Source organism: Mesorhizobium sp. WSM4850, from assembly GCF_055811735.1.
In genome coordinates, this window is sequence record NZ_JBVVPV010000067.1 from 1 (window position 1) to 22,051 (window position 22,051).

Here is a 22,051-nt window from a genome sequence, read left to right on the forward strand (position 1 = left end):
GTTTCGGGCCGCGCGGCCGATGGTCTGAATCAGCGAGGTTTCGGAGCGCAAAAATCCCTCCTTGTCGGCATCGAGAATGGCGACGAAGCCGCATTCGGGGATGTCGAGGCCTTCGCGCAAAAGATTGATGCCGACCAGCACGTCGAAGGCGCCGAGGCGCAGGTCGCGCAGGATCTCGATGCGCTCCAGCGTGTCGATGTCGGAGTGCATGTAGCGGACGCTAATGCCCTGCTCGTGCAGATATTCGGTCAGGTCCTCGGCCATGCGCTTGGTCAGCACGGTGACCAGCGTGCGGTAGCCGGCTTTTGTCGTTTCGCGGATTTCGCCGACGACGTCGTCGACCTGGGTCTTGGCCGGGCGCACCTCGACCGGTGGGTCGATCAGGCCGGTCGGGCGGATGACCTGCTCGGCAAAGACGCCGCCGGACTGCTCCATCTCCCAGGCGCCGGGCGTCGCCGAAACCGCGACCGAAAGTGGGCGCATGGCGTCCCATTCCTCGAAACGCAACGGCCGGTTGTCCATGCAGGACGGCAGACGGAAACCGTACTCGGCCAGCGTCGCCTTGCGGCGAAAGTCGCCGCGATACATGCCGCCGATCTGCGGGATGGTGACGTGGCTTTCGTCGATGAAGACCAGCGCATTGTCGGGGATGTACTCGAACAGGGTCGGCGGCGGATCGCCCGGCTGGCGGCCGGTGAGATAGCGCGAATAGTTCTCGATGCCGGCGCAGGAGCCGGTGGCTTCCAGCATCTCGAGGTCGAAGCGGCTGCGCTGCTCCAGCCGCTGCGCCTCGAGCAGGCGTCCGGCGCGCTCGAGTTCGACCAGCCGCTGCTTGAGCTCTTCCTTGATCGACTTGATAGCCTGATTCAAGGTCGGGCGCGGCGTCACATAGTGCGAATTGGCGTAGATCTTGACGCTCTTCAATTCGCCGGTCTTCTGGCCGGTCAGCGGGTCGAATTCGGTGATCGCCTCGATCTCGTCGCCGAACAGCGAAATACGCCAGGCGCGGTCCTCAAGGTGGGCCGGAAAAATCTCGATCGTGTCGCCGCGCACGCGGAACGAGCCGCGGACAAAGTTGATGTCCTGCCGCTTGTATTGCTGGGCGACGAGATCGGCGAGCAGCGCGCGCTGGTCGAGCCGGTCGCCGATCTGCATCTGGAAGGTCATCGCCGTGTAGGTCTCGACCGAGCCGATACCGTAGATGCAGGACACCGAGGCGACGATGATGACGTCGTCGCGCTCCAGCAGCGAGCGCGTCGCCGAATGGCGCATGCGATCGATCTGTTCGTTGATCGAGGATTCCTTTTCGATGAAGGTATCCGTCCGGGGCACATAGGCTTCCGGCTGGTAGTAGTCGTAATAGGAGACGAAATACTCGACGGCATTCTCCGGGAAGAATTTCTTGAACTCGGAATAAAGCTGCGCGGCCAGCGTCTTGTTGGGGGCGAGGATCAAGGCAGGGCGCTGCGTCTCCTCGATCACCTTGGCCATGGTAAAGGTTTTTCCCGAGCCGGTGACGCCGAGCAGCACCTGGGTGCGGTCGTTGTCGTTGACGCCCTCGACAAGGTCCTTGATCGCCGTCGGCTGGTCGCCGGCCGGCTCGAAATCCGACACCATCTTGATGGCAATGCCGCCTTCGGATTTTTCGGGCCGGGCTGGGCGATGCGGCGTCCACAGCACGCCGCCCTTGTGCAGCGGGTTGCCGGACTCGATCAGCGCCGACAGCGCCGCCACGGTGGCGGTGACGCCGCTGGAGGCCATGGTCTCGGCTTCCTCCAGCGAAACATCGAGGCCGGCAACCGGATTGAGGCCGGCCGCGGTTCGCTCCCGCGCCGAAGCCGCGCCGCCCATGGAGGTGCCGCGCGCCGTGCGGCCAGGGGAAGAGGAGCGTTCAGGGATCTTTTTCGCCTTGGCGACTTCCCTTCCCCTTGAGGGGAGGGTGGCGGCGGAGCCGCCGGGTGGGGTCGGTGCGGCCGGGCTCGACGTGCCCTCATGTTGAGCGCCTCCTTTGCCGACCCCCTCTATCGCCTTCGGCGACATCTCCCCCTCGAGGGGGGAGACTTGGCGCCCTTCCTTTTCGGCTTCCTGCTCGATCTGCTCGGCCCAATCGGCGATCGAGCCGGTCAGCGGCGTGCCTGAGAATTCGGTCTGCGGCGCCTCGGCAAAGCCGCCCTTGTGCAATGGCTCCGACGCATCGAGGAAATCGGTCAACGGGCTGCGCCGCTTGGGCGGCGAAGCACGATCGTCACGCGCCGACGGCGGCGTCTTTTTGTCAGGAAGTTTGGCCATGCCCCAAATATGGGAGGTATCGGCCAAAATGGAAAGAGCGGAGTGGCCAGGGGCGCGAGAGGAAACCAGGCTGCTGACACAAGGGTGTCAGGAGCGATGTCGAACGCGCCCTCAGTTGAACCACAGCGCAAAGGTCAAAAACCCGGCGCCGCCGAACTGGCGCCGGATCTGGTCGAACTCTTCGCTGGTGAGAATCTTTCCGCTGTCGAGATAGGGCGCGATGGCCGGGCCCGTGATCGACAGCACCAGATCGAAGGGCTTTGGCTCGTCGAAGAAGCGCTTCATGTTGATGCCTTTGTCGGCGAAGCGGAAATGCGGCAGCAAGGTGCGGCCTTCGAGCAGGTCCTCGGCCATATCAAGCGCGGCGTGCCAGGCCTGGACCTGCTCCTCGCCGACCTCTAGGCCGGTGAGCGGGCTGGCGCCTTTCTGTTGCGGGCCGGGCAGCCATTCACGGTCGTTGTCGGTCTCGGCGCGGATCGCCTTCCAGTCTTCGCGGGACAGCCGGATCATTTCCATGAGATGGCGGCGCGCCGCGTGGCGGCGCTCCGGCTCGACCACCGGCCAATTGACCAGATGAACCAGCGAGATGAGGTCGGCGATGCGCCACTCGGCCGACAACATGCCGCCGCTCATGCCGCCGTCCGGCGGCACGAGCGTGTCCTGCAGCGGCAGTTTTGCGCGCGGAAACAGCATGTGGAACGAGCCGTCGAAGGCGTTGCTGAAGTCATGCGCCAGCCAGAAATCCGCCTGCGCCATCAGGAATTCGGCATAGCCCTGCAGCCAGTAGCCATCGGCGCGGTCGAAGCGGAAGGTGAGGGCGGGTGCGGCCGGGTCTGGCGCACCGCCGCCGCGTGACAGGGACGCCATGATCGCGGCGGCACTTTCGTCCGGCGCGATCTGGCCGTCCTCGTTGAGGTCGATGCCGAGACGGGTGAGGTCGACCTCGATGCCGATGTCGGCATCGGCAGGCACGGATCCAAGCGTGGCTGCGGACTTTTCCAGCCGATCGCGGAAGGCGACCAGGATGGCGCGGAAGCCGTCGTAGGTCAGTGGCGCGGGATTGCGATTGTCCGGCACCGGCAGCCGCATCAGCGGCAGCATGAACGATTGCGGGCTTTCGAAACCGTGGCGGTGTAGACCGCCGGCCAGGATCTCCAGCGCGGTGAAGAACTGGCCGGCGCCGGCGGCGTAGGCCGACGCAGGATCAGTGGGCGCAGCGGCTTCCAGCGCAGCAAGCGTGCTGTCGCGGTCGGCTACGGTTTTTGCCTCGAACAGGGCGGCCGGTTCGGGGGCCGCGGCTCCGGCGGAAGCAACCGGCAGCAGCAGAAGAAGGGCGGATGCCAGCAGGCTCGGAAATCGCGTCATCTTGGTCTTCCTGTATGCCATTCGGCGGCAACCATATACGCATCTTGTGTGTTGCGCCTACTGCGGGCATCTGGCCGCACGATTGCGAACGGAGGCGCTTCGCTATATCGGGCGCATCGTCTACCGTGGCCGTTCATCCCGGTGCAGGCTGCGCGTGTCGAATTATCCGCTTTCCTACAAATTGTCCTGGCTGCCACGCTTCTTGAAGCCTTCGCTCAGCGGCGATCGCCAAGGCTTTGCGCCGGCGGCAGGAATCATGATCGAGCCGCCACCGGCGCGGACGGTGCGGCTCGCCTTTGTCGGCGATATCTCGGCGGTGGCCAATCGCAGCGGGCCGCAATGCGACCCGGCGATCGCCACGCTGCTCGGCTCCGCCGATCTGGTGATCGGCAATTGCGAAAGCCCTGTGGTGGAGCGACCGAGCGCGGCGATGGGCACGAAGCTTGGCACCCGTCATGCCATGACCGAGCGGTTTCTTGCCGAGGCGCTGGCCGCCGTGGGCATCTCGCGCGATAGGCTGGTGTTGTCGCTCGCCAACAACCATGCGCTCGACCAAGGCGTCGAGGGTTTTGACGAGACCGTGGCAGCGCTGGAACGGCTTGGCATCCGCAGCATCGGTACCGCGGCCGCCGGTCCGGTCGAACGCGTCGCAGTCGGGCCGCTGACAATAGGCTTCGCCGCCTTCACGCTGTGGCGCAACGCCGGCGCGGCGGCGTTCGCCGGCCGAGTGTCGATGCAAGGCGAGCCGGCACGATGGCCGCGCCGCGACGCCGTCGACCTTACCTGCGCCGTGCCACATTGGGATTGGGAGTTCCGGCATTTTCCACAGGCTGAAACGCGCGTGCTGGCCCGGCGTTTGGCCGCGCAGGGCGTCGGGCTGATCGCTGGCCATCATGCCCATGTCGTGCAGCCGGTGGAGCGGATCGGCAAGGCGCTCGTCGCCTATGGCCTCGGCGATTTCCTCGGCACCGCCTTTGCGCGGCAGCCATGGCCCGGCCGCATTGGTAGCATCCTGACCGTCGATATCAGCGCCGACGCCGGCAAGCGTGGCGCCATTGCCGCCTACCGGCTGCATCCGTTCATGCGGCTGCGCGCCGGCGACCATGAGCGGCTGCTTCCGGTTGAGGCGCTGGAGGACCGAATGCGCAGCAAAGTCGAAGGCCGGTTGACTGCGATTTTTCTGTAGCGCCGTAAGTGACGGCTAGTCGCACGTTGCTTATCGCACAAGTATGGCGCTGCCCCTCATTGTCCTGCCGGACATTTCTCCCCGTAAACGGGGAGAAAGGCGCCGTCATTTGATGACTTCGCGAATCACCGCCTCGCCGAACGAGCGCCAGCGCAGCGACAGCGGGCTTCTCCCGTTCACGGGGAGAAGGTGCCGGCAGGCGGATGAGGGGCAGCGCAAACATCTGCTTGAGAAGCGCTGCCTCTCAGTGCTGTAGTCGAGATGTCGATAAAATCGGCTATCATGAGTTTGTTAGGAGGCGTGGGATGGCGATGGAAGCAGCGGATTTCATGCCTGATGAAGCTGACATCGCCGGCATCAAGAGCAATCTGGCGGCCTACGAGGCCGAAAGGGCTTCGGCCTACCGGCAAGTCCGCTGGCGGGTGCCGCTGTTCATCGGACTGGTGCTGGTGTTCGTGGCGCTTGTCGCCTGGCTTTTCAACAGGATCGCCGATCCCTACGAGCAATGGCTCTCGACGCCGCATGTGTTGCTCTATGTCGTCGGGCTGGTGGCGGCGATCCTGCTCTATTTCCAGGCGATCAAGCCGGCGAGCAGGTTGCAGCACCGCAAGACACTGCTGCCGATCATCTTCGGCTTCATCAGGGACATGCGCTACGAGCATGAGGTGACGCCGAATTCGTTCGACCGGCTACCGCGCGAGACGATCGGCACGTTCAACACCAAGCGCTTCGACGACATCGTATCCGGCCGCTACGAGGGATTTCCGTTCGTGCTTTACGAAGCCGATCTCCGGCAAGGCACGGGCGGCACGATAGCATTCAAGGGGATCGTCGTTGCCTTCGAGACCATCGTGCCGTTCCCCGGCATATTGGTGGCGGCGCGCCGGACTGGGTTGGCCGTCGGGTTCTTCCGCGGCATGTTCGCCAGCAAGATGCAGGAATTGTCATGCGGGGTGCCCGAGCTCGATGCTGCCTACGACTTCCGCACCGACAATGTCGAAGCGGCGCAGCCGCTGGTGAGCGGCCGGCTGGCGCAGGCACTGACATGGCTCAAGGAGACATGGCCTGATGATCCGGCGCGGGTCGCGCTCAATGGCAGCGACGGCTTTTTACTCCTGCCGCAGACGAGGAATTTTTTCGAGCTGCCTGATATCTCGGTGCCGCTCGACTACGCCAAGCACGTCGCGCCTATCATTGCCGACATTGGGGCGATGCTGGCGACGGCGGCGCTGGTGCGCGAGATCGGCGCAACGGACGCGGCGGCGGGTTAGCCCGAACTTGAGGTCTGCTGCCAGCTTCTGAATCAACACCAGGAAGCTTCGCTCCGGTCGAACCGCGTGAGACAGGCAGTCAAATCGCGAGAGCAGCCCAAAAAACAGTCGGCGCCGGGATTTCTCCCAGCGCCTCCCTGTCAGATCAGGACACGGTCGCGGCAGCAACTTCCGTAAAGACGTCGCGCCATGCCGGCCTTGATGTTGACGGTCCAGCCAGCCACCGCCCGAGGGCGGCGTCCGTTCGGGACCTCGCCAGTCTCCACCCTTGCAAGCTTCGTCCAGCGCGCCATCGAAGGTCTTTGCCGTCCTTCATGGCAGCATCGGTCCGCCGTAGGCGTTCGCACGCTTTCCGCGGCCCCGTAGGTCTCGGTCCTCAAAACAGGCAAGCCTGCCTTCATTCGGGCCGTACGGGCCTCAGGAAATCTGCCGTCTCGCTTCGCCTTTCGACTTGGCAATCGGTAGCCGCCTGAGATGGGTTTAATGTACGGGAGATAAGCGTTTGGCGAAACGGCTGCGAGCCTGTGGATTGCGGGATTATCGGGGATCAGCGCCTGCATCGGCGCGTTTATTTTGCCGAGATGCAGGAGGCGGGGACACGGCCCTGATCTGCGGCGAGCAGCAGATCGAACATTCGGCTCTTGCCCCACACTGCGGCGCGGGCTTCAATGCCGGCGAAGGATTTTAGGACAGCAGTGTCGTTGCTATCCTATGGGGAGGCATTCTTGAAGGTCGGGGTGGTTCTCAATCCGATTGCCGGCGGCGGCTGGCTCAAGCGGCATTGGCCCGAGGTCAGCGCTTCGCTCAGGAAACATTTCGGCGATTTCGAGCTGCGCGAGACGCAGGCGACCGGCGACGCCGAAAGGCTGGCATTGGTCCTTGCCGCCAGCGGCTGCGACCTGGTGATCGCGGCGGGCGGCGACGGCACCGCCAGCGAAGTCGCCGACGGGCTGCTGCAGGCGTTTGCGGAAAGCGGCCGGACGGCCGAGCTCGGCCTGCTGCCTTGCGGCGCCGGCATCGATTTCGCCCGCGGGCTCGGTCTTTCGGACCAGGTCGACCTGACGCTGAAGCGCATCGCCGAGGCCAAGGCCCGCAGGGTCGATGCCGGCCGCATCTCCTATGTCGACGACCATGGCGCTCTGGCCAGTCGCCATTTCATCAACATCGCCAGCCTCGGCCTGTCGGGCGCCACCGACCGCGCGGTCAACGCCGACAAGCGCAAGGGCAATGTGTCGGCCAAGGCGCTGTTCTACTGGCGCACCGTGTGGGAATTCATGCGCTACCGGTTCCAGGACGTCGTGATCACCGTCGACGACAGCGTCCCGGTCGAGGCGCGCGTCGCGCTGGTGGCGGTGGCCAACGGAAAGTTCTTCGGCGCCGGCATGATGATCGCGCCGGATGCCGAACTGGACGACGGCCAGTTCGACATCGTCATCCTGCGCGCGGCTGGCAAGCTGAAGCTGATCTGGGATATCCGTCTGCTCTATGGCGGCCGGCATCGCAACCACCCGGCAATCACCATTTTGCGCGGCAGGAAAGTCGTTGTCGAACCGCTCGGCGATGTGAAAAAGAACGGCGCGCTGGTCGACATAGACGGCGAGTCGCCGGGGCGCATACCGGCGACCTTCGAGATCCTGCCCGGCGCGCTGACGCTGAGGTATTGAATCAAGCTGTTGAGACCTTGGTTCCGGTCGCTTCAATCGTGATTTAGGAGACCAGGACAACATGCTGGAATCGCTTGACAATTACATGACGGCTGAGATCGGAGCTTGGCCTGGGACCCCGCTGGCCGATGAACGCGTGACTCTTGCGCGCGCTCACGGCCTCAACGGCGTCTGCATCATCTGCAGATGCAGGTCCGTGCCGGTCCAGGGATGCGCTTCGCAGACGGCTTCGTCGAGCTCGACGCCAAGGCCCGGCTCCTTCGACGGAACGACGTTGCCGTCCTGCCACTCGATCTTCTTCTTCAGCAGTTTTTCGTGAAAACCGTCCCACTGCTTCAGCGATTCCAGGATGAGGAAATTGGGCAAGGTCACGGCAAGCTGGATGTTGGCCGCGCCGACGATCGGCCCGCAATAGCAGTGCGGGGCGATCTGGATGTGATAGGCCTCGGCCATGGCGGCGATCTTCTTGGTTTCGAGAATGCCGCCGGAGCGGCCAAGGTCGGGCTGCAGAATGGTCGCGGCGCGGTTCTCGATGACACGGGCAAACTCGAATTTCGTTGTCAGCCGTTCGCCGGTGGCGATCGGGATCGACGTGCCGCGCGCCACCTGCGCCATCACTTCGGGCATGTCGGGCGGCACCGGTTCCTCGAACCACAGCGGATCGTAAGGTTCGATGGCGCGGGCCATGCGCAGCGCGCCCGATGCGGTGAACTGGCCATGCGTGCCGAACAGGATGTCGGCCCTTGTGCCGACCGCCTCGCGGATCGCCTTGACCATGCGGGCGGAGAGATCGATGTCGACGAGACGCGGCTGGTGACCGTCAAAGGCGGTGTAGGGTCCGGCCGGATCGAGCTTGACGGCATTAAAACCCTGCTCGACATATTCGAGCGCGCATTCGGCCGCCAGGTCGGGGTCGTTGTAGACGTTGTTGCCGCGGGCATCTTCCGAATGGACGCTGCCGCTGTGCGGATAGAGGTAGGTATAGGAACGCAGCGTTTCGTTAACCTGGCCGCCGAGCAGCTTGTAGACCGGCTTGCCGGCCTCCTTGCCGATGATGTCCCAGCAGGCGATTTCGAGCGCCGAAAAACAGCCCATGCCGGACACGTCCGGGCGCTGGGTGAAGCCGGACGAATAGGCGCGGCGGAAGAAGTTCTCGATGTCGTGCGGATCGCGGCCGATCAGATAGCGCTCGGCCATGTCCTCGATCATTCGTGCGGTGACATGGGCCGAGAAGGTGGCGTTGTAGGCCTCGCCATAGCCGACGACGCCGCCGTCGGTGGTGAGCTTGACGAAGATGAAATACTTGCCGCCGATGCCGGGCGGCGGATTGCCGACAACCCAGGTTTTGACGTCGGTGATTTTCATTTTTGATCCTCCAGAACCAGTTCGGCGCCCTTCCATCCGGTCATGATCGCGGCGGCGTTGGTGTTGCCGGTGATGTTATCGGGAAAGATCGAGGCGTCGATAACCCGCAAGCCGGCGAGGCCGTGAACCCGCAGGCGCGGGTCGACGACAGCGGCGGTGGCGTCCGGCCCCATGCGGCAGGTCGAGACCGGGTGGTAGACAGTGCCCGAGCGCTTTCTGAAATCCTGGATGATATCCGCGTCGGAGGTGATTGACGGGCCCGGCAACACCTCTTCCTCGATGATCTCGGCCATTGCCGGCATGGCGGCGATCTTCCGGATGAACTTCACCGCCGCCAGCATCTCGGCGACATCAGCCTCGGTCGAAAAGGCGTTGGCGACGATCTTCGGATAATCGCGCGGATTGGCGGAGCGGATCATGATCTCGCCACGGCTCGATGGCCGGCAGTTGGACAGGCCGATGGAAAAGCCCGGCCACGGATCGGGCGTCAGGATCGGGCGCTCGCCGCTCTTCGGAATGACGGTCGAGAATGCCTGGAAATAGAGCTGCATGTTGGGCCGTGCCGCGGCCGGGTCGGTGCGGCAGAAGCCGCCGGCATTGTTCATCGACAGCGACAGCGGGCCGGAGCGCATCAGCATGTATTGCATGCCGACCATGAGCTTGCCCCACCACGGGCGCAGGATCTGGTTGAGCGTCGGCAGCCTGCCCTTGAAAGTGTAGTTGATGCCGACATGGTCCTGCAGGTTCGCGCCGACATTCTCGTTGGCGTGGACGACGGCAATGCCGAGCGCGCCAAGGATCGCCGAGGGACCGATCCCGGAAAGCTGCAGCAACTGCGGCGAATTGATCGAGCCGCCCGACAGGATGACCTCGCGGCCGGCGCGGGCGGTTTTCGTCTCACCATTTTGGAGATACTCGATGCCAACGGCGCGCTTGCCCTCGAACAGGATCCTGGTCGCCAGCGCATTGATCTCGACGCGGAGGTTTTTGCGCTTCATCGCCGGGCGCAGGAAGGCGCGGGCGGCCGACATGCGGCGGCCGTTCTTGGTGGTGATCTGATAGATGCCGGCGCCCTCCTGGGAGGCGCCGTTGAAATCCGGATTGAACGGCAGGCCGGCCTGATTGGCGGCCGCCAGATAGCGCTTGGTCAGCGGATGGACTGCGGTCGAGCAGTCGGTGATATGCAGCGGACCGCCAACGCCGCGCCATTGATCGGCGCCGGCCTGATTGTCCTCCAGCGCCTTGAAGACGGGCAGCAGGTCGTCGAAGCCCCAGCCGGGATTGCCGGCCGCTGCCCATGCGTCGAAATCCTCGCGCGCACCCCTAATCCAGACCATGGCGTTGATCGAGCTCGAGCCGCCGAGCAACCTGCCGCGCGGCCAGTGGTCGACATTGCCGGCGAGGCCGGGGTCCGGCTCGGTCTTGTAGTTCCAGTTGACCGCAGGGTCGAAGAAGGTCTTGCCGTAGCCGAGCGGCATCTGGACGTAGAAACGCCGGTCGCTGCCGCCGGCCTCGAGCACCAGAACCGAGAAGCGGCCGGAAGCCGACAGTCTTTCGGCCACGACCGAGCCGGCCGAGCCGGAGCCAACGATGATGAAATCATAGGTCTGCATGATGGCTGCGGCCGGCTCCGAATTCACGCTCAACCTAGACGCCGCAAGCCGCCGCGATCACCGGAGCTTCCGGCATCGCCTGTGAAAAAAGCGACCGGCACTTCATTTGCAGTTGGTGTCCTGCCCGAAGCGGCCTTTGCCGCGTGGCCAAGCGGTCCAGCATTACACGCCATCATCAGCATTTTGCGTGAAATCATAACGCATGATCGGGCGGGCTGGCACCCTGCGGGCGACGACCCTGAACCCGGCGCGAGCGAAGGTGGAGGCGTATCCGCTGCCGGAAGCGCTCGGCGATACGCCGGCATCAAAAGGATAGGCCTCGAGTGCAGGGGCGTTTGCGCGCCTTGCAGCTTGCAGCGCCGCTGCGATCAGGTGAGACTTGATGCCTTGCAGGCGGTATTTTTTTCGCACGTAGAGACAGGACAAGGACCAGACCGGCGCATCATCCACTCGCTTGAGCTGCCACAGCCGATCGAGCCAGGGCACGGCATCTCTGGGCGTCACCTGACATCAGCCGACAGCAGTAGCGCCGTCGAAAGCGAGTACGCCTGGAGGCGGACCATGCTCGACGGCTTGTCGGAACGCAGCCTTGTTTTCCTCGCCTGGTCGCTTTCGATAAGAACTGCCGATCCGCCCGTACATACACCAACGGCGACTGCAGACGGCGCTCTCACCGAACAGCTCCTCGAGCGCGGGCATAGATCTGATGTCAGAGGGCGAGAGGTAAGTTTCATGTCAGCTGCCTTTCTCAACTCGCTGTGCGCAGTCTAGCACCTGGCAGCGCGTTGACGCATCGGTGCCATCCCGATACGGGAGAAGATCGATATCGAGGGGATTTGGCGCATGGTGCATTACGCGAACGGGCGGCCGATTGGCGATCTGACGCTCAGGACCTTGGCCATGCCTTCGGACGCCAATGCGGCGGGCGACATTTTTGGCGGCTGGGTGATGGCGCAAATGGACCTGGCCTGCGGCATCCGCGCCGCCGAGCGTGCCAAGGGCCGCGTGGTGACGGCGGCGGTGAAGGAAATGTCGTTCGCCAAGGCGATGAAGATCGGCGACACGCTGTGCATCTATACGCATGTCGAGCGCGTCGGCCGCACCTCGATGACGCTCAAGGTCGAGGCATGGGCGCAGCGCTACCTCTCCGACCTGATGGAGAAGGTCACCCACGCCGACTTCGTCATGGTGGCGCTGGACGGCGAAGGCAAGCCGAAGGCAGTTCCGGCGGAAAGCAACTGACTTCCCTTCTCCCCTTGTGGGAGAAGGTGGATTGGCGCGCAGCGCCAAGACGGTTGAGGGGTGCTGGCCGGAGCGCTGTTGGTGCCAAGCTGGAACACCCCTCATCCGACCGAGCGGAGCCTGTCCTCGGGCTTGCCGGAGGCAAGACCCGTGGGCTCGGCCACCTTCTCCCACAAGGGGAGAAGGGACGGCGAGCGTTTTGCCGCGCTGCTGTGAACCCTTGCAGCGCAAGAGTTTCAGGCATGAAGCCCATCGAACCTCGCCCGCGCGGCCTTGACCCGCTCGGTGTTCTTGCGCGCCCATTCGCCGAGCGCGCCGACCGGCACAAGCAGCTCGTAGCCAAGGTCGGTCAGCTCATAGTCGACGCGTGGCGGAATGGTCGGAAACACGGTCCGGGTGACGAAGCCGTCGCGCTCCAGCCCGCGCAACGTGGTGGTCAGCATCTTTTGCGAAATGCCGCCGACGGCGCTGCGCAATTCGTTGAAGCGCAGCGGCCCGTCACCGAGCTTGCCGACGACGAGCACCGTCCATTTGTCGCCGACGCGCTGCAGGATTTCCGAGATGGCGCGGCAGTCCTCGGTGCGGTGCGGGTGCCTTGGTATCAAAAAGGTGCCTCCTTGCGCCTCGTCGGCGCAGTCACTCATATAGCTCAGGTATCTAAACGATACCAGAAATTCGCCTGAAGGAGAGCCCCTCTATGTCCAAACCCAAAATCGCCATTGTCGTTGGTTCGACCCGCGCCGCACGCTTCGCCGACGTTCCGACCCAGTGGATCGCCAAGATCGCCAAGTCGCATGCCGACATCGACGTGGAAGTGGTCGACCTGCGCGACTTCCCGCTGCCGTTCTTCGACGAGGTCGCTTCGTCCGCCTGGGCGCCGTCGCAGAATGAAGTGGCAAAGCGCTGGCAGAAGAAGGTCGCCGAATTCGATGGCTTCATCTTCACCGCCGCCGAATACAACCATGGCCCGACCGCCGTGCTGAAGAACGCGATCGACTACGCCGCCAATGAATGGAACAAGAAGCCGGCCGGCTTCGTCGGCTATGGCAGCGTCGGCGGCGCGCGTGCCGTCGAGCAGCTGAGGCTGCATGCGGTCGAGCTGCAGATGGCGCCGGTCAAGTCGGCAGTCCATATTGCCTGGGGCGATTTCCTTGCCGTCCGGCAAGGTGAAAAGAAGCTCGAGGAGCTCGAGCACCTGAACCAGGCGGCGACCGCGCTGGTCAACGACGTTGCATGGTGGGCCAAAGTGCTGAAGGCGGCGCGCCAGGCCGACGCGGTGGCCGAGGAAGTCAAGGCGGCCTGAACCGCAGACCAGGACAATCCTCCCAAGGGTTCCCGGGGCGGCGCTTGCGTCGCCCCTTTTGATTCAGGCGATGGCTGGTATTCAGGCGATGGCTGGCTGCCGCGCCTGCCGAGGCCCGATGATACAGTCGGCGAGGCGGTCCATCTCGTTCAACTCATCCGCATGGTGCTGGCCCCACTCACAGAGCGCCAGAAGGATAGGCTCGAGGCTGAGGCCGAGGCGCGTCGCCGAATATTCGACGCGTGAGGGGATCTCGGCAAAGATCTCGCGTCTGACAAGGCCGTGTTCCTCCATTTCGCGAAGCTGCTGGATCAGCACTTTCTGGGTGATATCAGGCACCAGCGTCTTCAGCGCCGACAGCCGCCGGGGGCCGTCGAAGAGATGGTAGAGAATGACAGCCTTCCATCGGCCCGAGATCACCTTCAGCGCGCGTTCCGCCGGCAGCAGCGGCAGTCTCTTGGTTGGCAGCCTTTTGGTCTGCCCCGTTTTGGTCGGCATGGCCATGGTCACCTCCTGGTCAGCAGGGGACAAATGAGTGTGTAGTCGCGATCAGGCAGATAGTGGCAAACAGCAGCCGATGCCATAGCGATGGGTGCATGCCATGAGAGCCATTCAACTGAACCGTTTCGGCGGTCCCGACGTCCTCGACGTCGTCGAGATGCCGAAGCCAGAGCCGCAAACAGGCGAGGTGCTGATCCGCGTTCATGCGGCCGGCGTGAATTTCTTCGAAGTGTTGATGCGCGGGGATCGCTACGCGGTGACGCCGCAATTGCCGATGGTTCTCGGCGTCGAGGCTGCCGGCACCGTGGAGGCGCTTGGTCACGGGGTCGACATCTCGCTGACCGGGACACGCATAGCTGCGCCGCTGTTCGCTTCGAAGCGCCCGTTTGGCGGCTATGCCGACTATGTGACGATCGATGCAAAGCTGGCCGTGCCTTTGCCCGATGCGCTCTCATTCGAAGACGCGACGGCTTTGATGGTGCAGGGACTGACGGCTTTTCATCTGCTGCGGCAAAGCCCGCCAGCCGGCAAATCGATGCTGGTCACTGCAGCCGCGGGCGGTGTCGGCTCGCTGCTGGTCCAACTCGCCAAACGCCAGGGCGCCAGCGCCGTGATCGCGGTCGCCGGCAGCAGGGCCAAGCTCGATCTTGCCCTGTCGCTTGGCGCCGATGCCGCGGTCGATTACAGCACGTCGGATTGGCCCGCGCGAGTGCGGGAGGCGGCTGGCGGCGCCGGCGTCGATGTCGTCTACGACATTGTCGGCGGCGCGATGACGGCGGCATCGCTGGAGGTTCTCGCGCCAGGTGGAGAGCTGGTCTTTGCGGCGCTGGGCAGATACGCAATCGGCGCTGCGCAACTGGAAGCGATGATCACCCGGAATCAGTCCCTGCGAGGTTTTGCCCTGCTTCCGCTGCTCTCCGCCGACGGCCTCAGGGCCAGCCTGTCGGAGCTTTTCCAACTGGCCGCCGGCGGCCAGCTTGCCGTGACGCAAGGCGGCCGCTATCCGCTCGACCGGGCCAACGAAGCGCACCGCCTGCTGGAGGAGCGCCGCTCGACCGGCAAGGTCGTGCTGATACCTTGAGTGGTGGTCGATTAACTGCGCACAGGCTCCGTGCAATGCGTGTGCTCAAATCGTGGGAACAGCGCCAGGAGCCGACTTCTGGCGGGCCGGATTGCAGGCGGTGAAGGCCCTTCTAAATGACTATTAAACCTTGTGCGGCGTCCTCTATATTGCCATTCAATTTGATCACAACCCAGCGTACCTTATTCGCATCGTTGTCCGCGTTTTCAGTTGCCTCAGCAATCATCGGCAGTCTTGTTTTTTCCTGTCTTCGAATCATCGACATCGACTTCAATTTGATCGTCCGGTTGCGCGCCAGCCCGATCGAATGAGGCGTAGAATTTCAAGTTGGCCGTCAGAAGCTCATCGCCAACAATGTCAAAGTATCCAATGCCCCCTTGACGATTTTAACAGGGCTTACTTCCAGATAATCTATATCTACAGCCATATGAAGTTCCTCCCTTGTTCCTGCCTCATGTTCGACGAGATCAATCTAGATCGCCTGCTTTTCGTGGCGTCCATCCGCTTGATCTTGCCATCACGCCGCCCGATCTACCCATGCTGCCACCGGATCTGCCCATGACGCCGCCCGATCTACCCATGCCACCGCCCGACCTGCCCATGCCTCCGCCATGGGCCTCTCCAGATAACAGGATTTGCTCGAGTGACCCCGTCTCTGCGTCCAACCTGAGCGAATGGTCACTCTTGTCGTAAATCCATACTTTCATGTCCTTGGAGAAAGCCCCAATCTGAAAGCCGAGACCCGTTCGCGCACTGGAGCCGGGAACTCGGGACAGTCTTTTGTACGCAACTTCGTTGTCGGCATCGGTCGGGGGAGGGTCGTCGGGGTCGAGGCCAGCCCCATGGACGAGAAAAATCGCTGGCGGAGCCAGTTCATAAAATGCTCCTTCAAAGGAAAAAGAAAAAATCCGTGCCAAACGCGCGTCGGGGTGTTCCTTCCCATCGGGATCAGCAACATGTTCGAGCTGGCGTCGCAGAAAATTGTTGTTTCCTAGGCTTGGTACCTGCAAGTTATCGTATGTGCCGCCTCCTTTCAAAATCACGTCTTCAAGCAGCCGACCAAACAGATATACAGACGATACGCCAAGTAATGTTTCATTATCTGACATCTTCCTCTCCACTCATTATTATCTAGCTAGACATCGACCTCGCTAACAGAACTCTTTCTCGATAGCTCATCTTCGGAAAATTAGATATATCTCTCGGCAGCAAGGTGCGCGCCGAATGGGAATGGCCGCGGCGCGGCCTATTGTTGATCCGCCTGCCAGCGTGCAGATCGCCGATGCCCCGACGCCTGAAATTGCGATCGATGAGCCTTGCGAACTCACCCCCCGTCTCGACCTCGTCGACGGCGAGCATCGCCGTCGCGACATCTCCATAGTCCAGAAAATCGGGCCCCAGAGCCCATAGGGTTTCGGCCAGATGCATCCCGACGACGTCGCGCGCATCGAGCAGCGCCTCGCGGAAGCCGTCAGTCCGGCGGGCGAAAGCGCGGTCGAAGGCGTCCTGCAGCGGCGCCCGGGCCACCGGATCGGCTTCGGCGACATCGGCGAGATTCTCGACCTCGGGCGAGATCAGGCCTCGTGCCACCAGGCTCTCGTGAAAGATATCGACCAGGATGTCGAATATCGCGCCGGTGAGCGGCTCCGACAGGTCATGCTCGTTCTTCCAACCGTGAACGAATTCGGCCATCGTCCGTTGGTTGTTCGCCAACCTTATCTGACTATGCGGCGAAAATTCCGAAAAGCGCGCGAGACGGTTGGCGAGATAGAGGTTGCCGCGCGTCTCGTCCAGCACATTGTTGATCACCGACGGGAAATGCATGGCGGCGATCAGCGACACGCAGTCGGAGAAGGCTTCCTGGAAGCCGACATATTCGGGGAACTCTTTGCCCAGGCCCGGCACGCCCAGCACGGCGAAGGCTATAGCGTGGCCGACCTCGTGAGCGATGATGTCGAAGTCGAGGCTGAAAGGGAGAATACTTCCGTCCGTCTCGAACTGGCTGCCCACTTCGAGATAGCCGTAGCCGAACTGCGCATTGTTCCACGTCGGCAGAATCGAGATTTCCAGACGCTCATGGTGATCGCGGAAATGCCATGCAACCGACTGGCCGAGATAGCGTTCCCACACATCGAGCGTGAACCGCACGGAGCCGAAGAGATGCGCGGCCTCGAAGCCGGGCATCGATGGCTGGTAGTGATCGAAATTGCCGCGCTCGTCGGGCACTGCCGGCGCGAGGATATTTCCTGTCCAGGGCGGCAGATAGATGAACGGCGTTCCCAAGGGCGCGCGGTTCACGCCATAGGGCCTGGTCTTGCCGACCGGCTCCACGACATACATTCGATCGTCCGACGGGCCGACACCGACGCTTCCTAGAGGCGATGAAACCGTGACGATTTCAGGGCACGCTCGAGCGTCCTCGAACGGAGGCTGGACAAAGAGCCTGAACCGGGTCGCCATCCCATTCCCCCACGACCTATATTAGCTTAGCATAAATTAAGATTCGTTGCTTGGCGAGAACTTCGTAAGCAACGCAAGCCTTTTGTCTGTCGGGTCTGCGAACGCGCCCCGGCCCCGCCCTATTCCGTGAGTTCTATCAGCCTGGGATAGCGCGGGTGGCCGCGAATGGGCTCGAAATCGGAGTCGTTCTTGAACCACAGCTTCATTTCCGTGCCGACCTGAGGCAACCAGGCCTCCAGCAGGTCGATCGACCGGTCGCTCTCGCCCAGCAGCGCATAGGTGCAGGCGGCATTGTACTGGATGTTTATGTCGCCGGTTTCGGTCGCAAGGGAGCGCTCGAGCCATGCCAATGCTCGATCGTGCTCACCGAGGAAGGCGAGCATGATCGCGCCAAGGCATCCGACATTGGCATTCTCCGGGTGGTGCCTTAGCTCCTCCTCGGCCTTCTCTATCGCGATCCGCGCATAGTTTTCGGCTTGATCGTTCTGCCCGAGCGAGCGGAAGACGTTCACGAGCATAACCGGCGCACCATAGTCCGTCGGCTTGATCTCCATTGCCCTCAGGAAATACGTCGCTGCCAGTTCGAACTGACCCCGGGTCACGCAGAACTCGGCATAGTACCGATTGGCCTCATGGCAGTTAGGATCGATGGCCAAAGCCCGCTCGAAGGCGGCAACCGCCTCGGCGCGGCGACCAGCGCCCGAAAGGGCGTGCCCCATGGCCGCATACGCTTCTGACAGATTGGGGTCGATAGCCAACGCCTTTGCTGTGGTTGCCAGAATATCCTCGACCTGAATGTCGAAGCCAAATTGCGAGCGGAGCCGTGTGTTGCAGACCGCGATGCCGGCATAGGCTCGAGCATAGCTCGGGTCGAGTTCGATAGCCCTGGCGAAACTTTGCCTGGCCATCAGGTGGTTTGCCTTCGACGCGATGTGGTAATACTCGCGGCCTCTCAGATAATGCGTATAGGCTTCGACATTTTCGGTCGGCGCTTGCTCGATCGCCTTCTTCTCCTCGGGAAGGAGTTTGACCTTGAGCTGCTCGACGACTGCCTTGGCGATCTCGTCCTGCACGGCGAAGATATCTGTGAGGTCGCGGTCGTAGCGGGCAGCCCAGATGTGGCCGTCGCTCGCCCCTTCGGTCAGTTCGGCATTGATCCTGACGCGGTTCCCGGCTTTGCGGACGCTTCCCTCGACCACATAGGCGACACCGAGTTCACTGGCGATGTGTTCCAGGTTCAGGGCGCGGCGCTTGCAGGCAAAGACGGTGTTGCGGCTGAGCACGAAGAGGCCAGAAACGTTGGACAGGTCCGTGATGATGTCCTCGGTGATGCCGTCGCTGAAGAACTCCTGGTCGGGATCGTTGCTCATATTGGCGAAGGGCAGGACGGCCACCGAAGGCTTGTCGGGGCGCGTCCCAATCTCGCCGGTCCGCATTTCGCTGCGCGAGGCGACATTCCCCCAATTGGCGAAATAGAAATGCACCGGATGGGACATGTTCTTCACCGTCCTGGCACCCTGATCGGCGAAGTCCAGGTCGAGTTTGTTGCCGACCTCGTGGCGCACCGCCTCCGAACAGGCAATGCCGCCGGGTACGGCGAGACCTTGCAACCGGACTGCCATGTTCACGCCGTCGCCGTAAAAATCGTCGCCGTCGACGATAAGATCGCCGAGATTGATCCCCATCCGAAACTTGAAATGGCGGCCTTCCGGGATCCCGGCGTTGCGCTCTACCATCCCGCGCTGGATTTCTACGGCACAACGGGCTGCATTGAGAACGCTGCCGAACTCGACAAGTAAGCCGTCGCCCATCACCTTGAAGATGCGCCCGCCATGCTTGGCTACAGTGGGATCGAAGAACTCGCGGCGATGCTGGCGAAGCGCGCCGAGCGTTCGCTCTTCATTTGCTTCCATCAGGCGACTGTAGCCTACCACGTCGGCAGCCAGGATCGCCGCCAGACGGCGCTCAACCCGCTCCTCGGACATGCCGTCTCCGGAAAACGTACATACTACACGATTTAACGGGATACCGGTGAAGGTTTTTCGGTGTTCGTCGCTTTGCTATCTGTTCAGGTCGCTTCGAGAACCATGTTGAGCGGAGTCTGCGCGGCCCTGCGGACCTTGGTGAAGCCGCCGGAGCGGATGACTTCGGTCAATCGTTTCTCGCCCGCCTGGGCGCCAAGCGCCAGCCCAGCCTCCTGCGCCAGCCAGGTTGGCACACAGATCATCGTGGAGGCGGAATAGTACATTCTGCCGATCGAGTTGATGTTGTCTTCCAGCGTATCGCCGGCCATCGGTTCGACCACCATCCACGTGCCTCCCTCATTGAGCGCTTTGCGGATGTGCACAGCGGCGGTCTTCGGATCGCCCATGTCGTGCAGGCAGTCGAAGCAGGTGATCAGGTCGAAGTCGCGGCCGGCGAAGTCCTGCGCCCGGCCGACCTCAAAGCTCACATTCGTTACAGCATGTGCCTTTGCGTGCGCGGTCGCGGCGCCAATCGAGGCGGAGTGGAAGTCGTATCCGGTGAAACGAGACCTGGGAAACGCCTGCGCCATCAGGATGGTCGACAGACCGTGCCCGCATCCCACATCGGCTACATCAGCTCCGACCTTCAGCTTGTCGGCAACGCCATCGAGGGCCGGGAGCCACTCCTGCACCAGCGCATTCACATAGCCCGGTCGGAATAGCCGCGCCACGGCACAGAACATGCAGCCGGCGTGGTCGCCCCAGGCGACACCCTTGCCAGTCTTGAAGGCCGCCTGCACCTTCGGCTGGTTCTCGACCATCGCGACGGCGGTGTCGAAAGCGCCGATCATGTTGACAGGACTGTTCGGTTCCGCGAACACGAACGCCTGCTCAGGTGTCAGCCAGAAACTTCCGCGCTCGTGCTGGACGTAGCCGGAGGCCGCCTGCGCAGCGAGCCATTCGCGCACATAGCGGGATCGCCGATCCGTACCAGCGGCACGCTGACAGCGCCGCCGAGGTCTCCAAGCACGCACCCGACCAGTTCATTCAGCTTCGTTTCGTCAACCTGGGTCATGTCGATTTCTCCTCGCCTCCAGCAGCATCCCGCGCCAGTCAGTTCGAGGATGAGGCCAAGTTTGCCTGCTGGCATGAGGCAACTGTCCCTCACGGCAGCCGAAATCCGGCTTTCGTCGAGGGACATCTGTCCCGCACCGGCAGATGTGAGACGACCTAGCGGGACAGCGACTTGACGATCGCCTGTGAGCGGCTGCGCACGCCCAGCTTGCTGAAGATCACCGACAACTGGTTGCGGACCGTCTTTGTGCTCTTGCCGAGCCGCTCGGCGATTGAACGGTTGTCCAGCCCCTCGGCGACGAGGTTCAGAATCATGGTTTCGGCGGGCATCAGGCCGGCATCGCGGACAGCGCCGCTGGGTTGCGCGGCCCGATCCTGCCCGAGGAACCTGCCGAGTTCAGAGTAGAAGACGGGCCAGGCAGGTTCGTCCGGCAACAGCACGTGGTTCTTGCTTTCCAGCGGAACGAAGCGGGCGCCAGGAATCGTGGCAGCAAGCCTGCAGCCTTCGTCGAATGGAACACGCATATCGCCACGGCTGTGTGCTATCAAGGTTGGGACACGCAGGGCGGCGGCAAGGTCCATCACGTCCGATCCCCTGCATCTGCCATAGCAGTTGCGCGGCGACCTCGGCTGTCGCCGTCTCCCGCTCCAGATCACCCCACCAGCGGTGCTGCTCCGGGTTCCCGTCCGGAATGAAGAGGTTCGTGAAGAACTGGCAGAACGCAGGGTTGTCACGGCCCCAGCCGATGCGGATGAAATTGACCAGTGTCTCGGCCTCCAGACGATCGGAGTCGGTTTGGGCGCGAGCCCGCGCGCCCAGACCGTACGCGTTCACGAGCACCAGATGCGAGACGCGCTCGGGATGCTTCACGGCGTAGGCAATGGCCAGCGCACCGCCTTGCGACAGGCCGAGCAGGACAAAGCGCGGCTCCTTGATTGATGCGGCCACGGCCTCCAGGTCCGCGTGCCACGCGTCGACGGAGAGGTCTGCGACGTGCCGCTCCGACAGCCCACATCCGCGCGGATCGTAGCGCACGAAACAATTGCGCGCCGACAGTTGGCTGAGCCACGGCCGCCACACTGGACTTTCGAGATCATAGTCGACATGGCTTAGCCAATGCGCTGCCCGCTGGATAACCGGCCCCTCGCCGCAGGACGCCGTAGCGATGCGGGTGCCGTCTGCAGAGGTACAGAACCGTATGCTTTGACTAAGCTTCACGGCGCCATGATAGCGCGACGCAAGGTCACGCGACAGGCCGGAGTCTGGTGGCGTCGATTGACTGCGCACCGGCCAATCGTGGAACGCGTCCGCTTTGCGCCGCATGGCAGTCATTTCTGTCGTCCAGCCCATTCGCCAAAAGCGGACGTGGCTACTGCAGCGGCGCAGGCAGCCCTTGCGCCAGGTGGACCGCCCACCGTAGCACCTTGCTGGTACTGTCGCGCTGGGAGTCTTCGCAAGACACTCCGATGCAGAATGGTTTGCGCTTGCAGCGCCGCTCGTACGCTTCCACTTGATGGCCGCAAGATTGCGACGGTCCGGCTTAAGCCGTTTAGGGTCAGCTGTAGCGCGCAGCCGGTGCTCGGCAGGCCGAGCCGGCCTATGCGGTGCCCAGATCACTCCGGCGTGGCCGCGAACGGCAAGATATTCTGATTGAGGCGGAACAGGTTGGAGG

The 22,051-nt window shown here is 63.0% G+C and carries 16 protein-coding genes and 2 pseudogenes; 6 read left to right on the top strand and 12 right to left on the bottom strand.

The features are described from left to right. A partial coding sequence (gene uvrB / locus AC0L2Z_RS32715) for an excinuclease ABC subunit UvrB (RefSeq protein ID WP_473630345.1) occupies positions 1 to 2,289 on the bottom strand: 2,289 nt, incomplete at its 3' end. A 111-nt stretch (positions 2,290 to 2,400) separates the two neighbouring features. Next, positions 2,401 to 3,654 (bottom strand): hypothetical protein, encoded by a 1,254-nt coding sequence (locus AC0L2Z_RS32720; RefSeq protein ID WP_128169621.1) that lies wholly within the window; start codon positions 3,652 to 3,654, stop codon positions 2,401 to 2,403. A gap of 154 nt (positions 3,655 to 3,808) precedes the next feature. Between AC0L2Z_RS32720 and AC0L2Z_RS32725 the strand changes: the two genes are divergently transcribed. The 3 genes from AC0L2Z_RS32725 to AC0L2Z_RS32735 all read left to right on the top strand — a co-directional run bounded on the left by AC0L2Z_RS32725 (position 3,809) and on the right by AC0L2Z_RS32735 (position 7,775). Beyond that, positions 3,809 to 4,840: a CapA family protein gene (locus AC0L2Z_RS32725; RefSeq protein WP_473630346.1), complete on the top strand. Its 1,032-nt coding sequence runs from the start codon at positions 3,809 to 3,811 to the stop codon at positions 4,838 to 4,840. A gap of 311 nt (positions 4,841 to 5,151) precedes the next feature. Then, positions 5,152 to 6,111 (top strand): hypothetical protein, encoded by a 960-nt coding sequence (locus AC0L2Z_RS32730; protein ID WP_473630351.1) that lies wholly within the window; start codon positions 5,152 to 5,154, stop codon positions 6,109 to 6,111. 725 nt (positions 6,112 to 6,836) lie between these two features. Continuing rightward, on the top strand, positions 6,837 to 7,775 hold the full coding sequence (locus AC0L2Z_RS32735; protein WP_128169619.1) for a diacylglycerol/lipid kinase family protein: 939 nt from the start codon (positions 6,837 to 6,839) through the stop codon (positions 7,773 to 7,775). Positions 7,776 to 7,928: 153 nt separating this feature from the next. Here the strand turns inward: AC0L2Z_RS32735 and AC0L2Z_RS32740 are convergent, their stop codons facing one another. From AC0L2Z_RS32740 to AC0L2Z_RS32750, 3 genes are all read right to left on the bottom strand, one after another. Beyond that, complete coding sequence (locus tag AC0L2Z_RS32740; RefSeq protein ID WP_128169618.1) at positions 7,929 to 9,140, bottom strand: mandelate racemase/muconate lactonizing enzyme family protein; 1,212 nt, start codon at positions 9,138 to 9,140, stop codon at positions 7,929 to 7,931. Further along, positions 9,137 to 10,753, bottom strand: coding sequence for a GMC family oxidoreductase (locus tag AC0L2Z_RS32745; RefSeq protein ID WP_473630352.1), 1,617 nt, complete (start codon positions 10,751 to 10,753; stop codon positions 9,137 to 9,139). The genes AC0L2Z_RS32740 and AC0L2Z_RS32745 overlap by 4 nt, the downstream gene beginning before the upstream one ends. A 162-nt stretch (positions 10,754 to 10,915) precedes the next feature. Next, positions 10,916 to 11,239, bottom strand: coding sequence for a GNAT family N-acetyltransferase (locus AC0L2Z_RS32750; RefSeq protein ID WP_287230715.1), 324 nt, complete (start codon positions 11,237 to 11,239; stop codon positions 10,916 to 10,918). Positions 11,240 to 11,596: 357 nt separating this feature from the next. Here AC0L2Z_RS32750 and AC0L2Z_RS32755 point away from each other — a divergent pair, with 357 nt between their 5' ends. After that, entirely contained in the window at positions 11,597 to 11,995 is a 399-nt protein-coding gene (locus tag AC0L2Z_RS32755; protein ID WP_128247233.1) for an acyl-CoA thioesterase, read from the top strand. Between the two features lie 236 nt (positions 11,996 to 12,231). Here the strand turns inward: AC0L2Z_RS32755 and AC0L2Z_RS32760 are convergent, their stop codons facing one another. After that, entirely contained in the window at positions 12,232 to 12,600 is a 369-nt protein-coding gene (locus AC0L2Z_RS32760; RefSeq protein WP_031255233.1) for a winged helix-turn-helix transcriptional regulator, read from the bottom strand. 92 nt (positions 12,601 to 12,692) lie between these two features. Here AC0L2Z_RS32760 and AC0L2Z_RS32765 point away from each other — a divergent pair, with 92 nt between their 5' ends. After that, positions 12,693 to 13,298 carry an NADPH-dependent FMN reductase gene (locus AC0L2Z_RS32765; RefSeq protein ID WP_128176248.1) on the top strand — a complete coding sequence of 202 codons (606 nt, stop codon included), beginning with the start codon at positions 12,693 to 12,695 and terminating at the stop codon, positions 13,296 to 13,298. Between the two features lie 81 nt (positions 13,299 to 13,379). Here the strand turns inward: AC0L2Z_RS32765 and AC0L2Z_RS32770 are convergent, their stop codons facing one another. Next, complete coding sequence (locus AC0L2Z_RS32770; protein ID WP_473630347.1) at positions 13,380 to 13,802, bottom strand: winged helix-turn-helix transcriptional regulator; 423 nt, start codon at positions 13,800 to 13,802, stop codon at positions 13,380 to 13,382. 97 nt (positions 13,803 to 13,899) lie between these two features. Between AC0L2Z_RS32770 and AC0L2Z_RS32775 the strand changes: the two genes are divergently transcribed. Next, positions 13,900 to 14,880 carry a quinone oxidoreductase family protein gene (locus AC0L2Z_RS32775; protein WP_473630348.1) on the top strand — a complete coding sequence of 327 codons (981 nt, stop codon included), beginning with the start codon at positions 13,900 to 13,902 and terminating at the stop codon, positions 14,878 to 14,880. A 467-nt stretch (positions 14,881 to 15,347) separates the two neighbouring features. On the opposite strand, the gene AC0L2Z_RS32780 is transcribed toward AC0L2Z_RS32775, so the two are convergent. The 5 genes and pseudogenes from AC0L2Z_RS32780 to AC0L2Z_RS32800 all read right to left on the bottom strand — a co-directional run bounded on the left by AC0L2Z_RS32780 (position 15,348) and on the right by AC0L2Z_RS32800 (position 21,597). Beyond that, complete coding sequence (locus AC0L2Z_RS32780; protein WP_473630349.1) at positions 15,348 to 15,989, bottom strand: hypothetical protein; 642 nt, start codon at positions 15,987 to 15,989, stop codon at positions 15,348 to 15,350. Positions 15,990 to 16,011: 22 nt separating this feature from the next. Then, positions 16,012 to 17,340 (bottom strand): gluzincin family metallopeptidase, encoded by a 1,329-nt coding sequence (locus AC0L2Z_RS32785; protein WP_473630350.1) that lies wholly within the window; start codon positions 17,338 to 17,340, stop codon positions 16,012 to 16,014. A 119-nt stretch (positions 17,341 to 17,459) separates the two neighbouring features. After that, a complete protein-coding gene (locus AC0L2Z_RS32790) occupies positions 17,460 to 19,325 on the bottom strand; it encodes an adenylate/guanylate cyclase domain-containing protein (RefSeq protein ID WP_023799842.1) in 1,866 nt (621 codons plus the stop codon). A gap of 83 nt (positions 19,326 to 19,408) precedes the next feature. Beyond that, positions 19,409 to 20,379, bottom strand: a pseudogene (locus tag AC0L2Z_RS32795) (class I SAM-dependent methyltransferase). Between the two features lie 155 nt (positions 20,380 to 20,534). Continuing rightward, positions 20,535 to 21,597: pseudogene (locus AC0L2Z_RS32800) on the bottom strand (alpha/beta fold hydrolase). Positions 21,598 to 22,051: the final 454 nt, after the last annotated feature.